This is a genomic window from Mycolicibacterium nivoides, assembly GCF_003855255.1.
GTDB classification, from domain to species: domain Bacteria; phylum Actinomycetota; class Actinomycetes; order Mycobacteriales; family Mycobacteriaceae; genus Mycobacterium; species Mycobacterium nivoides.
The window spans coordinates 3,141,004-3,155,985 of record NZ_CP034072.1; the positions used below are offsets into that span (position 1 = coordinate 3,141,004).

A 14,982-nucleotide genomic window follows, 5' to 3' on the forward strand; every position below is an offset into this window, starting at 1 on the left:
AAACGACGGATCCCAGGGCCGAGAACCCTGCGTTCCCGGTGGATCGTGCGCAGCGCCGCCGTCATCACCGACACGTTGTTCGCCGACGTCTCCGAGTGGCAACGCACCGTCGACGACAGCTATCCCTACCAGGTGTTGTCGATCCGGGTGAGCGACGGCACCTACCGGGATCGCAATTTCGCGACCAACTACGCCTGGATGCGCGGCGCACTGGATTCCGGACGGCTGGTGTTCGGCATCGTCTACACCTACTGCCGGCCCAATTGGCAGGCCAACGCCGACACCGTGCGCTCGATGATCGAGGCCAACGGCGGCCTGCACCCCCGCGTCACGCTCATGCTCGACGTCGAACAGGGCGGCAACCCCCGCGGTGACGGGTCGGATTGGATCAATCGGCTGTACTGGAACCTGGCCGAGTACACCGGCAACCGGGCCCGCATCATCGGCTACGGCAACGTCGGCGACCTGAACAACATGTGGCGCACCAAACCCAGCAGCATCAGGCTCATCATCGCGGCCTACGGCAGTAATCCCGACTATCCCGGCAAGGTCGCCCACCAGTACACCGACGGACGCGGGTACAGCCCCGGATTACCCCAGGGCGCACCGCCATTCGGCAACTGCGACATGAACTCCGCCGACGGTCTCACCCCCGTGCAATTCGCCTCGGCCTGCGGCATTTCGACCCCATCGCCGATTGGCACCGAGCGGGTCTGACCAACGTGACCCAGAACAGGCGAAACATACTGCACCACAATGCATTACAACCAGCCACCCGGCAACGTTGACACGGCTCGCATAACGGCGTGTACTGGGGTTACAGGGCGCGCCACCCGATGATCGACAGCTTCTCCCTGTTCGACCACCAACGGCACAGGGACTGCAGAAGTGAAGTTCCTTTTCGGGATCCCGGTCAGACGGGTGGCGCAGCTCGGAACAGCGATCGCCACCCCGCATTGGGCACGGCGAGTTTGAAGATCGTCCGCAGAGTCTGCAGATACTGCCGGGCCAGTGGCCCGCTGGTGTAGGGCAGGTTGTACTTCTCGCACACCTCGCGCACCCGCACGCTCACCTCTGCCAGACGGTTGCTGGGCAGATCAGGGAACAGGTGATGCTCGATCTGGTAGCACAGGTGTCCACTTGAAAAGGCCAGCACCGGACCGGCTTTGAAGTTCGCCGCGCCCAGCATCTGTCGCAGGTACCACTCGCCGCGGCTCTCCTCCTGCAGCGTCTCCGGGCCGAACCGCTCCGCGCCGTCGGGGAAATGCCCGCAGAAGATCACCACGTAGGCCCACAGGTTGCGCAGCACGTTCGCACCCAGATTCGCGACGAGGGTTCGCTTCCACCGCCGCCCGCTCAACACCGGCAGGACGATGAAGTCCTTGGTGAGCTGGCGGCCGATCTTGGCGCGCAGCAGCTGGCGCGCGGCGTTCTTACCGGCTTCGGTGTCCGCCCGGTCCCGGGCGGAGTAGAAGTCGTGTAGGGCGATTCCCCATTCAAAGATCATGGCCAACAAAATGTTTCGCAGCGGCTGCACGAGGTGCTGGGGTTCCCATTGCTGGTCGCGACTCATCCGCAGGATGCCGAAGCCGAGGTCGTCGTCCACGCCCAGCACGTTGCTGAACACGTGATGGTGGTAGTTGTGCGAGTAGCGCCACTGCGCCGACGGGCCCACCATGTCCCACTCCCAGGTGGCGGAGTGGATCTCGGGATCGTTCATCCAGTCCCACTGGCCATGGCCGACGTTGTGCCCGATTTCCATGTTCTCGACGGATTTCGCGTAGGCCAGCGCGGCTGTCCCGGCCAGCAGGCCGGACCTCGACCGGGTGCCTGCGATCAGCAGCCGTGCGGCCACCTCCAGCGCCCGCTGGAACACGATGGTGCGCCGAATGTAGGCGGCGTCGCTGGCCCCCAGCGACTCCTCGGTGTCGCTGCGGATGGTGTCGAGCTCGGCACCGATCGCGTCGATGTCCGCGCTGCTCAACTTCGCGTATGCCGCGATATCTCTGATTGTCAGAATTCCCGGTCCGTCTGTGTGCGGCGGCATGGTCCGGGCCACCTGGGTGAAAGTGCTTTCAGCCTAGGTGCTGACAGGGATCCCTGCCACCACGCCAGGTCGAGCACCGATGACCGGTGCTCATGCTTCGCTACGGGCGCAATGCGCCCAGCAGTTCGGGCAGGGGAACGGTGGCGATGCGGATTGCGGCGTCACCGACCCCGAACGGCAGCACCACGGTGTCGGCGTGCACGAGCGCGCCACAGGAGTACACGACATTGGGCACGTAACCGTCGCGTTCGTCGTCCGCCGCGCTCAGCAGAGGTTCGGCGAGCCGACCGAGAATCCGGGTCGGATCGTCCAGGTCGAGCAGGATGGCCCCGATCCGGTAGGTGCGCATCGGGCCGACGCCGTGGGTGAGCACCAGCCATCCATCCTCGGTCTCGATGGGTGGACCGCAGTTTCCCAGTTGAAGCGCTTCCCATGGCTGCGTCGGCTGCTGGCACGGCGACGAGCTCGTCCATACCGCCGGGTGGTCCGAATAGGCGACGGTGTTCGTTTCCCGGTCGGATCGCGACATGGCCGCGAATCGCCCGCGGATCCGGCGCGGAAACAGGGCAAGTCCCTTGTTCGCGGCGGCCCGTCCGACCATCGGCACCGAGGTGAACGACCGGAAATCAGTGGTCGCGAGAAGCTGTTGGCTGATCTGCGAGCCGCTGTACGCCGTGTAGGTCGCGTAGAACGTGACCGCACCGTCGTCGTCGACGAAACGCACGAAACGCGCATCCTCCATCCCGGCGGCCTCGGCGCTCGTAGCGGGCCACAGCACGCGTTCGGAAAGTGCGGTATCGGCTGAGAACTCGACCCCGTATGCGCGGTCCGCGATAGCGCGGATCGACGCGATCGTCGCCGGTGCATGCCGGCGCGTGCTGCGATGTCGCTGCAACTGCTCGAGTCGCTCATCCAGGTCGGCGCGGGTAAACCGGTCCCCGAGCGCATCGAGCACATAGTCGGACGCCTCGCCGCCACCGTGCAGCCATGCCAATTCGCTGCGGAACACATCCGCTTCGTGCAGCGTCGGCACGGTAGCACCGACGGAGGCGAACGGTACCGGGTCGTCGACCACGGCGCGGCCGGCAGCATCGACAGTGCCGGTCCGGAAGCCGATCGATGACCGGTGCCCCTCGCCGATCCCCCGCACACTCATCACGAATCGCACACTGCCGGTGGTGGTTCCGGACTGATCCGGATGCACGACGATGCTGGGGTTGCACAGTGCAGCACCCTCGATCGCGTATTCGTTGGTGAACACCGCGCCAAGCAACAACATTCGAGGCTCGGACAGCTTCGAACCGGAAGCGAGCCGGTCGGCCAGTTCGGCGGCGTGGCGCCGAAACGTGTCGGTTAGTCCGCGGTGTCGATCAACGTATCTGAGAAGGACATCCTCCAGCGCCGCCTGCACCTGAGTCTCGTCCAGATCCAGGATCCGCGTGAGAACCTTGCCCGCCCGCGATTCCTGGTGTTCGAAACCCTCCTGGCCCGGCACGAACAGCTGTGTGATCACCCGCGAGCGGTCAGCTCTCAACCACTGCGGACTGCGCGTGAGGGCTACCTGCCGGGTCGATGTCATGGGGTGGCATGGGAAAAGCGTTGCGCCTGCAGAAACGTCGAGAGCGCCGCCAGTGTCGACTCGGCACCCTGGTTGCGGTTCACCCCATCGGCGTGCAACCCGTCGAATCCGCCACCTGTCTCGGGATCCCACATCAGCTCGCCGACATCGTTGGCCCCCTGGAACCAGGCGGCAGCAGCCCGCACGGTTTCTGGCCAGATGGCGCTCGGATCGACAGCAGCGGCGCGGGCACACGCGTCTGCCAGTGCGGCCACCTCGATCGGTTGCTGGTCGAATCCCGGCCGAGGGTCGTCGATGCCCCAGCCACCGGCGGGCGTGACCGACAGGTGATCGTCGGCCGTCTCGCGCTCGACCAACCATGCCAGCAGGTCCAGTCCCCGGTTGTACAGCGCCGAGTCGTCGATCGCGACGCCCGCGGCAATCATGGCCTCGGCGAGAACCGCATTGGCGTAGGTGAGTCTCGGTTCGGGCCAGGGCCAGTCCGGGTTTCCGGTGGGCGCAGGGACACCGGCGACATAGTCGGTGATGAGTGAGTGGGCGGCGCTGTGCCCGGGCTGGGCGGACATCAGCTCAGCCGCTCCCAGAACGGCGAACGCCATCGCCCGTGGCCATATCGACCTCTGCTGCGCGGCGCGCTTGAATTGGCCGACCGCCATCTGGCGGACCATGCCGACATCACTGTGCGCAGCGGCGGTTCCCAAGCCCCACAGGCAGCGCCCCCACGCGTCCTCCAGCGCCGGTTCGTCGACCCACGCGCCGTTACAGTCCATCCGGTTGTGGCAGGCGCCGGTGAGGGTCTGCGCCTCGTTGAGGAAGCGCATCGCCACCCCCGCTAGTCGGTTCAGGTCCCGGTCAGGACCGGGCGCACGTGTGGCGACGACCAGTACGCGCGCCATATCGTCTGTGCAGTAACCATTTTCGGCTCTCGGTTCGGTCAGCCGGGCATGTTCGAAGGTTCCGCTGCCGTCCGTCATCCGCAGCAGGTGGTCGAACCGGGGACGCGGCAGTTCGGTCACCGGCGTTTCGATCGATCGGCCAGGATCTGCCGTGCCGCCGACTGGTACGCATTGGCGACGACGGACCACGACATCGTTGGCGCCAGCCGACGCGCCTCGGCGGCCATCGCGCCCGCGAGGCGCGGCTGGGTGAGCACGCTGCGCAAGGCGGATGTGAGCGCCTCCGGATTCCCATGCTCTACCGCGATGCCTGCCCCACTCCCGAGCAGCTCGACGGCATGCGGAAAGGCGGTGGCGACAACGGGCCGCCCATGGGCAACCGCGTCGACCAACACCCCGGAGGTGACCTGCTCGGTCGAGTCGTAGGGCAGCACCACCACGGCCGCGGCCCGGAGCTGGGCACTCAGCGACGACGCGTCGAGGTAGCCCGAGTCGAAGTGCACCGAGTCGGCCAGGCCACTCGACCGTGCCTTCTCGATACAGAAGTCGCGATATTCCTCGCCATCAGCGGCGAGCACCTTTGGGTGTGTCCGGCCGGCCACCAGGTACCGTGGTCGGCCGTTGAGCCGATGCAGATCGCCCATTGAGTCGATGACCCGCTCGATACCCTTTCCCGGTCCGAGCAACCCCCAGGTCAAGAGGGTGGGCCTGCCGCCGCGCTTGGTCTGCACGGGTGCCGGGACCATCGCACCGTGCGGGATCGTGGTGACTTTGTGCCGGTCAACGTGGTAGCCGAGACACAACCGCCGGTGGGCCGACTCAGACATCACGACGACCCGGTCCGCCAGCGCCGCCACTACCTCGAGTACTGAGCGCTGGTGGGGCGTCGGATCTTTGAGAACGGTGTGCACGACGACGATCGACGGGATGTCAAGGTCACCGATGATGTCGACAACCTCGTCACCGTCCGATCCCCCGTAGATGCCGTACTCGTGCTGAATGACGGCAATGTCGTTCTGATTGAGCAGATCCGAACTGGCCGCCACCGATCCCGCGGATCCGTTGACCAGCTCTCCGACCACCCGACCGTCGCCAGACGTCGAACCATCAGAGACCCTGACGACACCCACTTCCGCACCGGTCGCGGACAAACCGCCCGCGAGCGCTGCACTGAATGTCGCCAGACCGCAGGGAGTCGGCGCATACGTACTGAGCATCCCAATCCTCAGACGGTCGGGATCGACGCGCACCGCTGTAGGGCCGGCCGGCACATGCAGAACGGATGGAGCACTCAAGATGAACCCGACATGATCTGGGCGCGAAGCACTTCCACGGCGGTCAACGCCGGGTTTGAAAGTTGCGAATCGTCAGCACCTTTCGGCCCCGACGGTCCCATATCTGCGTGGTTGCCGATTACCCTCGGCTCGGTGATGTGCGTAATGACTGCCCTCGCTTCGGCTCACGGCCGACATCTCGGGCTACTCCGAGCACGTCAAGACCGACGTGAATGAACTGAACCGAATTTCGCGATACCGCAAGAAAACTGATTGCTTTCCGCTAGCGCTTGGATCGATTGTGCCTAGTGGCGGGATCCGGGCCAGAACACCAGTCAACGCTGCACCACAGGCATTGTCAACTGCAGCGGGTCCGCCCTGCGCGGAAACCTGCACTCCCTGGTGCCGCCGTGACCCGTGTGATTGCAGATGTCCGCGCAAACGCCAGCGCTGCGCCCGACCCCTGTGACCGATTACGATCAGCAAACAGGGATCAAGGGGGTCACATGGACGTGAAGCGGGCGGTTGTACCGGCCATCGCGGCCATTGCATTGGCAGGTTCCGCGCTCAGCGGGTGCGGCACCAAGCAAACCGAGGATGACGCCGGACCACAGGTCGACGTCCTCGGCAGCATGTTGGCCAGCGAATCAGAGCTCAACACCATCCTGGGCACCACGGACCTGCATCCCAAGACCGCGCTGCGCCAGCCCGCCAGGCTCGACGCCGACGAGCACGCCTCGCGTCCGGTGTGCCTGGCCGTGATCGGCAATGCCATGGACGAGGTGTACCGCGACAGTGGATTCCGGCAGTTCCGCGAGTCGCTGTTCGCCGACGAGACCAACGACCTCGAGGTCGACCAGGCCGTCACGGCGTTCGACACCCCCACGGCCGCAAAAATTCTCGTCACCCGCACGGTGGATACCTGGCGCCAGTGCGCCGGCGAGAACCTGACGATCAGCTACGACGGCAATCGCCGGCCCAGCATCTTCGCGCTCGGCAATCCGAGCGTCGTCGACGACATCGACGTCACCAACGAGCAGTCACCGGCCAGCCCCCAGCAGGGCAGCCGCCGCGCGATCCTGGCCGTGAACAACATCGTGGTCGATGTGCGGATCACCGGAACCGACCTGACCGACGCCCAGGTGGTGCAGCTGGCCAAGGCGATCGCCGGCCGAAACGCGGTCTGAGACGCGGTCTGAGACGCGAAAACCCTTACTGGAAAGCCCCATTGATCACCGATTGGGTGATCATGCCCTTCTCCACACCCCACATGGTGGCGATGGTGCGGTACTCGCCGGTGTTCATCACGTGCTCCAGCGCCAACCGTAGCGACTCACCCAGACCCGACCCCTTGGCGACCGGCCAACCGTAGGGCGCGGAGTCGAACACGTCACCGGCCGGTTCCAGCGCGCCGCCGCTGAGCTTGATCGCGAACCCCGTGACGGGTGAATCAGCGGTCATGGCATCGACCTCACCGGCGATCAGCGCGGCTGTCACCTCGTCCTGATGGGTGCGGACCACTTTCTCGATGGGCGGCAGCCCGGCCGCCACGCAGGCGTCGGATTTGGCCGGGATCTCCTGGGTCTCCTGAATCGTGCTGTACGCCACGCCGATTCGCAGCCCGCACGGCGATCCCGGGTCAGCCGACGTACCGGCCCGCCGGGCCCACAGCGTGCCCGCCTGGAAGTAGGTGACGAAGTCGGCCTGCTGCTCGCGCTCGGCGGTGTCGGTGATCGAGGACATCCCGACGTTGAAGTTGCCGTCCTGCACCGACGGCAGGATCCCCTCGAACCCGGTCTCGCGGAAGTCGGGCACCAACCCCATGGTGCGGGTCACGGCCTTCATCAGATCGATGTCGAAGCCGACGATCTCACCGCTGGAATTCTTGAACTCGTTGGGCGCGTACGGCACATTGACCCCGATCACCAAGCGCCCGGAGTCCCGGATCTCCGGCGGCACCGTCCGCGCGATCGCATCGACGGCACCCGTCGGCGCCTGCACCGGGCCGGACCCCGCTGAACCGGCAACATTGGCAACGCGACCCGAACCGTCGTCGCGCAGCTGCCACACCCCCACCGCGCCCAGTGCCGCCACCACCACCGTCGCGCCCGCGATCGCGGCCACCTTCTTGGACACCCGGACCCGGGTCGGAACGCGTTGCGCCGAATGCCGGCCCGACCGCCCGGTGCTGCGCACCGGTACTGCCAATGCGGCCCGCGCCGCCGCGGCCAGGGCACCGGCACTCTGATACCGCTTGGACGGCTTCTTGGCCATGCCCTTGGCGATCACCTCGTCGAAGGCCGCCAGGCGCGGATCCTTGTCGGACGCCCGCGGCGGCGGGGACACCATGTGCCCGGCGATCTGTTGCTCGAGGCTGTCCGACGGATACGGCCGCTCCCCCGTCAGGCATTCGTAGAGCACGCACGCCAATGCGTAGATGTCCGAACGCGGATCGACCTTGCCCGCGTCGAACCGCTCCGGCGCCATGTAGGCCAACGTGCCCAGGGTGCTGCCTGCGGTGGTCATGCCCGAGTCGCCCGCGGTGCGGGCCAGGCCGAAATCGATCAGGTACACGAAGTCGTTGTCGGCGATCAGGATGTTCGACGGCTTGACGTCGCGGTGGATCAGCCCGGCCGCATGCGCCCCGTCGAGCGCCTCGGCCACCTGCTCGACCATGCCGACCACGAAGGTCGGGTCCAACGGCTTACCGGTCTTGGTGAGCATGGCGCCGAGGTTGCGTCCCTCGATCAGCCGCATGTCCAGATAGAGCCGGCCGTCGATCTCGCCGTAGCCGTGGATCGGCACCACATGCGGATTGCTCACCCCCGCCGCGGCGTGCGACTCCCGGCGGAACCGTTCCTGGAAGGTGGCGTCCTGCGCCAGGTGCGGCGGCAGGACCTTGAGCGCGACGATGCGATCGGTGTCGGAATCGTAGGCCTGGTAAACCTCGCCCATCCCGCCCCGACCGATCAGCTTTTGCAGCTGATAGTGCCCGAATGGGGTCGAATCCACCGTTCAACTCCTCCGGAGCGGCCAATTCGGCGTTGGCATTCGATCGAAGTTACATCACGTTTGCCGCATGCGTTGGTCCAGATCACATCGGGCTGGCAAAAATTGTCGCCCGCGGTGACAAATGTGACCGATGTGAATTCGTAACGGTCCAGATCCCCACCAAATGCCGATATCGGCATCCGATCCCGCTACCTTGGTCGCGGGCTTTGATAGTGAGTCTCGGTAACGGGGTGGGAAAGGGGGAACATGCGCGTTGACGGACGGGACATCACCGTCACCGGCAGTCTCCTGCAACCGCCGACCCGGCGCACCAACGACATCCTGCGGCTGATTCTGGCCGCGATCTTCCTGGCCACCGTCATCACCAGCTCGCTGATCACCCGCTACGAGTGGGTGGCCCTGGAGAAATCGATCTCCGAGATCGTCGGCGTGCTCACCCCGACCCAGTCCAATCTGGTCTACCTGGCCTACGGCATCGCGATCCTGGCGCTGCCGTTCGTGATCCTGGTCAGCCTGATTCTGGGACGGCAGTGGAAACTGCTCGGCGCCTACGCTGCCGCGGCCCTGATCACCATGCTGTCGCTGTCGATCACCGCCAACGGCATCGCCGCGCCCAGATGGCATTTCGATCTCTCCGACCGGCTCAGCTCCCAGTTGTCGCAGTTCCTCGACGACCCGCGCTGGATCGGCATGCTCGCCGCGGTGCTCACCGTCTCCGGGCCCTGGCTGTCACGCCGGCTGCGCCGCTGGTGGTGGACGCTGCTGCTGGCGTTCGTCCCGATCCATCTGGTCGTCAGCGCCGTCGTGCCGGCCCGCTCCCTGCTGGGCCTGACCGCCGGCTGGTTCGTCGGCGCCCTGGTGGTATGGCTCGTCGGCACTCCCGCCCTGGAAGTCCCGCTCGACGGCGCGGTCCGCGCGCTGGCCCGGCGAGGGTTCGTCGTCTCGGCGTTCACCGTGGTGCGCCCGGCCGGCGCCGGCCCGCTCACGCTGATCGCGCAGTCGCCGGACCCCGACTCCAGCGCCGTCGTCGAGCTATTCGGCCCCAACCAACAGAGCGGCGGCGCCGTGCGTCAGGTGTGGCGCAAAATGCGGCTGCGCTCCAATGAGACCGCGCCCCTGCAGACCTCGATGCGCCGCGCCGTCGAGCACCGCGCCTTGATGGCCATCGCGATCGGCGACCTCGGTCTGGCCAGCACGTCGACCATGTCGGTGGCGGCCCTGGACCGCGGCTGGACGCTGTACGCGCACAACCGCAAACGTGGCGTCCCCCTGGACCAGAGCACCGAGGAGACCACCGTCGGCCGCGTCTGGAACGCGCTGCGCATGCTGCACGACCATCAGATCTCCCACGGCGACCTGCGCAGCAAGGAGATCACCGTCGACGACGGCTCCGTGTTGTTCGGTGGATTCGGCAACGCCGAGTACGGCGCCACCGACGCCCAATTGCAGTCCGACATCGCCCAACTGCTCGTCACCACCACAGCCTTGTACGACCCGAAGGCGGCTGTCACCGCGGCGATCGATGCGTTCGGCCGCGACACCGTGCTCACCGCGTCGCGCCGGCTCACCAAGTCCGCGGTGCCCTCCCGGGTGCGCGACGCCGTCCCCGACGCCAAAGAAGTGATGACCTCCGCTCGTGACGAGGTCAAGCGCCAGACCGGGGCCGACCAGATCCAGGCCGAGACCATCACCCGGTTCACCCGCACCCAGGTGATCCAGCTGGTGCTGCTGGTGGCGCTGGTCTATGTGGCCTACCCGTTCATCAGCACGGTGCCGACGTTCTTCTCCGAACTGCGCACCGTCGACTGGTCGTGGGCCCTGCTCGGGCTCACCGTCTCGGCGCTGACCTATGTGGGTGCGGCGGCCGCGCTGTGGGCATGTGCCGACGGGCTGGTGAGTTTCCGCAACCTCTCGATCATGCAGGTGGCCAACACCTTTGCCGCCACCACCACGCCCGCGGGCGTCGGCGGCCTGGCCCTGAGCACCCGGTTCCTGCAGAAGGGCGGGCTGAGCACCGCACGCGCCACCGCCGCTGTGGCACTGCAACAGTCGGTGCAGGTGATCGTGCACGTGATCCTGCTGATCTTCTTCAGCACCATGGCCGGGGCCTCGGCCGACCTGTCGCACTTCGTCCCGAGCTCGACCGTCCTTTACCTGATCGCCGGCCTGGCGCTCGGGCTCATCGGGGCGTTCCTGGCCGTGCCCAAACTACGGCGCTGGCTGTCGTCCTCGTTGCGCCCGAAGCTCAAAGAGGTCACCGACGACCTGGTCAAACTGGCCCGCGAACCGCAACGGCTGGCACTGATCGTGCTGGGCGCCGCGGGCACGACCCTCGGTGCGGCCCTGGCGCTGTGGGCCAGCGTCGAGGCGTTCGGCGGCACCACCTCATTCATCACCGTCACGGTCGTGACCATGGTCGGCGGCACCCTGGCCTCGGCGGCGCCCACGCCCGGCGGTGTGGGCGCGGTCGAGGCGGCCCTGATCGGTGGTCTGGCGGCGTTCGGCGTGCCCGCCGGGATCGCAGTGCCCGCGGTACTGCTGTACCGGGTGCTGACCTGCTGGTTGCCGGTGTTCATCGGCTGGCCGGTGATGCGCTGGCTCACCAAGAACGACATGATCTGATTTCTGTGCCGATCATGTCGGGTCGCGGCCCTGTGGCGAGTGTGTAGCTAGTCGAGGAAACTCCGTGGATCTGGCCCAGGAACCTACACATTCACCGCAGCGGCCGGTAGGTGACATAGGACGGGACCGGACCGCGATGAACTGGATCGGCCCGCGGCAGCCGAAGTACTCGTGGTGTGGCCACCTCTGGCTGGCTCTGCCTAGCTCTGTGACCTGGGCATTCCGCGTGGCGAACCCGAGTGGACGCGAGATTCTGACGAAGAACTCCGGATAATCCGTGCCCCCGGCAACGGCGGTGAGGTGCCATGATGATGTGTCATGGACAGCGCCGACCCCGCCGAGCTGATCCGCCGTGCCGATGCCTCCCTCGCCCGTGTCGGCAAACTTCGCGCCGAGATTGCCGACCGCGTCCGCGCCGGCACCGACGAGGTGGTGACGCAAACGCTGCAATCGGCGCCGCTGCAGCACCTGCGCCCCTATCTGGCGCGCGGCGCCCGCCTCGGCGGGCTGGCCAGTTCCGAGTACCGCACCGTGGGAGCCATCCACACCGTGCCGGCCCGGGTGTTGACCCAGGTGCCCGGTGTCGACATCGAGACCGCACAGTCGGTGCAGGCGGCAGCCCAGGCCATGGCCGACCACGTCCGCACCACCAGTCGCCCCCGGTTGCGTGCCGAGCAGGACACCGAGTTGCTGACCTCGCTGCTGACACTGGTTCAGGCCGACGTACCGGTCAAGCAGCTGCGCCGGCTGATGCCACGACTGCGCGGCCACACCGCATCGGATCAGTTGCTCGATTCGGTGGGCGGGCTGCTCGACCGCATAGACGACGCCCACCACAGCGACGGCGACGTGTGGGCGATCTACCGCTCCAACCCCCGCCCCATCGACCAGCTGCTGAGCGAATTCTCCTCCGGGACAACCGATGTGGATGCCGCCCAGGGATTCGTCGGGGCGGAGGTGGCCGCACAGGTCGAGCAGACGGTGCTGAACCGCTCATTGCTGCGCACCGAATTGCGCGGCTACCAGGAATTCGGCGCCCGCTATGCGGTGGCCCGCGAGCGGACCCTGCTGTGCGACGACCTGGGGCTGGGCAAAACCCTGCAGGCACTGGCGGTGGCCGCACACCTGGCCGCCGCCGAACAGCTGCGGCACACCCTGGTGGTCTGCCAGCCCAACACCGGAATCCATTGGGCCGCAGAAACAGCCAAGCACACCGCGCTGCGGGCGATCGAGATCCGCGGCAGTGAACGCGATGCGCGCCTTGAGAATTGGAAGAATTCCGGCGGCGTGGCCATCGTCTCCTACGACACCCTGCAGCGCATCAAACTGCCCGAACGTCCCACGCTGGTCGTCGTCGACGAGGCGCACCTGCTGCGCGACCCGAAATCCGACCGTGCCCGCGCCGTGCGCAACGTGCTGACCTCAGACAACCGCGTGCTGTTCCTGTCCGGGGTACCGATGCACCAGCGGATCGGCGGCTTTCGTCATCTGGCCGACTTCCTGCAACCCGACGTCGCGGGCAAGGTGGCGCCCAACGCCGGCGAACGAGGATCGATCGCCTTCCGCCGCGCGGTCGACCGCGTGCACCTGCGCCGCGACTACCGCGACGTGGTCGACGAACTGCCGGCGCGGATCGCCACCGAGGAATGGGTGCGGCTCAACCGCACCGACCGCGAGCGGTATCGCCAAGCCGTCTCCAGCGGCAACTTCAGCGCGATCCGGCAGGGCGCCTGGCCGTCCGGCGTACCGACGCCGGGCGCCAAGCTGGACCGGCTCATCGAACTCACCAACGAGGCCCACATCAACGGGGCCCGGGTGGCGGTGTTCTCCCACTATCCCGCGGTTCTCGACGTGATCCGGAAAGCCTTGCCGGGCAATATCTTCGGAACCGTGGACGCATCGGTACCCGATCAGCAGGCTGTCCTCGACGCGTTCGCGACCGACCGCGGCCCGGCCACCCTGTTGGCTCATATCGGTGCCGGTGCCCTGGACCTGCGCCGGCTCAACGCGCCGGTGGTGTTCATCATCGCCGAACCCCAGTGGCAGCCGCGTACCGAGCGGCAGGTCATCGGGCGCACCCAGCGACTCAGCGAACTGCACACCGTGCGGGTGCATCGACTACTGGCCAGGGGCACCGTCGACGAGCCGATCCGCCGCCTGGCGCATCATCCCGACCAGGCACCACCGCATCAGGACGAGGTGGTGCGGGCCGAGCAGGTACGTCTGGCCCGGGCCGGGCTGACCGCGAAGTTCAGTGGAAACGGTTGATGATCGGGATGCGCTCGATGATCCGGTCCCGCAGCCGCGGCTGCGGATAGGTCACCGGCGGGGGGACATACGGCGGCGGCGTATAGACCGGCGCCGGCGGTGGCGTGTAGACCGGGGCCGGTGCGGGCGGAACGTATGCGGGCGCAGGGGCCGGGGCGGCAGGGGCCTGCGGGACCTGGGCGGGCGGCTGGTGCGCCGGCGGGTTGACGGCCTCGACCGCCTGGGCCGGCGGCGGAGCCGCGGGAGTCTGCGGCGGTGCGGCAGGCGCCGGCTTGATGGCGGGTTTGTCGGCGGGCTTCTGCACCGGCTTCGGTGCAGGCCCGGCTTCGGGCGCCGATTCCTGAATGCTCGCGGCGTGCGCGGTCTCCGATACCGCGCCCGGATGAAGATGCAGGCCGATGGCGGCCGAGGTCGCGACGACGAGCGTCACCAAAGCCCCGCCGACGACCGACGACAATGCGCCGACCTTGGTCCAGTGCACCGCCTTGACCGGAGTGGCAACGGTATTCACCGCGAGCGCCGCCGCCAGCCCCGCACCTCGGGCGAACGCGAGATCGGATTCTGCTGCGGTGATCACCGCAGCCGGGATGGAGTCGGCCAGCTCGGCCACCGTCGGATCGTGGGCATCGGAGCCCAGGATGAACATCGCGCTGACCGGCCTGCCGGTGAGCGCCAGCAGCCCGGCGATATCGGTCGCGAACGTCTCGGACCGCTCGATCCGGTCGGCGCTGACGTCGTCGGGCGTCACGATCGCCACCACCGCGGCGTCGGGTTCGACGATGCAGACCGCGATGTCGTCGTGTTCGGTGATCTCGGCGATGCCACTGGCCAGCATGCCGGCCGCCTCGATCTCCGAGACTGCGAAGACGTTTCCGTAGCCGCGGGTGTCCAGGGCCTCCATGATGTGCCCGGCCAGCGGGGCGGCGTCATTGGTCCACGTCACGCCGATCGCATGGATGCGGTGTCCGCCTTCGAGCTCGGTGTCGTCCACCAGGCCACGCAGCAGTCCGTCGGGGTCGTAGCCGATGACGTCCTCGAGGGAGATCGCGCCACGATCGACCGGGCGCCCCTCGCCCGTCGTGCCTTCGACGAGCACCCACCGAACGGCTCTCGAAGTCATCGCGAGGCCGAGCACGAGATCCATACCGATCCCCCGATCTGCCTAGTCAGTCGTTGTTCAGGTTACCGGTGTGACGCCGCTTACAGGTGGGTGCGGCGATCTACGCGCAAACTCCCCCATCCGGCATGGGCCCGCACTCCTACTGCGGCACACCATAAGCTCGC

Annotated in this window: 10 protein-coding genes; 4 read left to right on the forward strand and 6 right to left on the reverse strand. The window is 67.1% G+C overall.

Features of this window, described 5'->3' with window-relative positions; all coding sequences use genetic code 11:
• Nucleotides 1-42: 42 nt before the first annotated feature.
• On the forward strand, nucleotides 43-717 hold the full coding sequence (locus EH231_RS15020; RefSeq protein WP_241178183.1) for a hypothetical protein: 675 nt from the start codon (nucleotides 43-45) through the stop codon (nucleotides 715-717).
• Between the two features lie 196 nt (nucleotides 718-913).
• On the opposite strand, the gene EH231_RS15025 is transcribed toward EH231_RS15020, so the two are convergent.
• From EH231_RS15025 to EH231_RS15040, 4 genes are all read right to left on the reverse strand, one after another.
• Nucleotides 914-2,017 carry a fatty acid desaturase family protein gene (locus tag EH231_RS15025; protein ID WP_090424869.1) on the reverse strand — a complete coding sequence of 368 codons (1,104 nt, stop codon included), beginning with the start codon at nucleotides 2,015-2,017 and terminating at the stop codon, nucleotides 914-916.
• A 130-nt stretch (nucleotides 2,018-2,147) separates the two neighbouring features.
• Nucleotides 2,148-3,626, reverse strand: a complete 1,479-nt coding sequence (locus EH231_RS15030) for a glycoside hydrolase family 130 protein (protein WP_124712669.1) — start codon at nucleotides 3,624-3,626, stop codon at nucleotides 2,148-2,150.
• Entirely contained in the window at nucleotides 3,623-4,600 is a 978-nt protein-coding gene (locus EH231_RS15035) for a glycosyltransferase (protein ID WP_124714283.1), read from the reverse strand. The genes EH231_RS15030 and EH231_RS15035 overlap by 4 nt, the downstream gene beginning before the upstream one ends.
• 38 nt (nucleotides 4,601-4,638) lie before the next feature.
• Nucleotides 4,639-5,739 carry a glycosyltransferase gene (locus tag EH231_RS15040; protein ID WP_124712670.1) on the reverse strand — a complete coding sequence of 367 codons (1,101 nt, stop codon included), beginning with the start codon at nucleotides 5,737-5,739 and terminating at the stop codon, nucleotides 4,639-4,641.
• A 563-nt stretch (nucleotides 5,740-6,302) separates the two neighbouring features.
• Here EH231_RS15040 and EH231_RS15045 point away from each other — a divergent pair.
• The gene (locus tag EH231_RS15045; RefSeq protein WP_124712671.1) at nucleotides 6,303-6,983 is read left to right on the forward strand and encodes a sensor domain-containing protein; all 681 of its coding nucleotides are present in this window, start codon (nucleotides 6,303-6,305) and stop codon (nucleotides 6,981-6,983) included.
• Between the two features lie 25 nt (nucleotides 6,984-7,008).
• Here EH231_RS15045 and stpK7 read toward each other — a convergent pair whose 3' ends face one another.
• Entirely contained in the window at nucleotides 7,009-8,808 is a 1,800-nt protein-coding gene (gene stpK7, locus EH231_RS15050) for a serine/threonine protein kinase StpK7 (protein ID WP_124712672.1), read from the reverse strand.
• 246 nt (nucleotides 8,809-9,054) lie between these two features.
• Here stpK7 and EH231_RS15055 point away from each other — a divergent pair, with 246 nt between their 5' ends.
• Nucleotides 9,055-11,430, forward strand: coding sequence for a lysylphosphatidylglycerol synthase transmembrane domain-containing protein (locus EH231_RS15055; RefSeq protein WP_090424477.1), 2,376 nt, complete (start codon nucleotides 9,055-9,057; stop codon nucleotides 11,428-11,430).
• Between the two features lie 318 nt (nucleotides 11,431-11,748).
• Nucleotides 11,749-13,698, forward strand: a complete 1,950-nt coding sequence (locus EH231_RS15060; RefSeq protein WP_124712673.1) for an SNF2-related protein — start codon at nucleotides 11,749-11,751, stop codon at nucleotides 13,696-13,698.
• Here EH231_RS15060 and EH231_RS15065 read toward each other — a convergent pair.
• A complete protein-coding gene (locus EH231_RS15065; RefSeq protein WP_124712674.1) occupies nucleotides 13,682-14,842 on the reverse strand; it encodes a DUF7159 family protein in 1,161 nt (386 codons plus the stop codon). The genes EH231_RS15060 and EH231_RS15065 overlap by 17 nt on opposite strands.
• Nucleotides 14,843-14,982 lie beyond the last annotated feature (140 nt).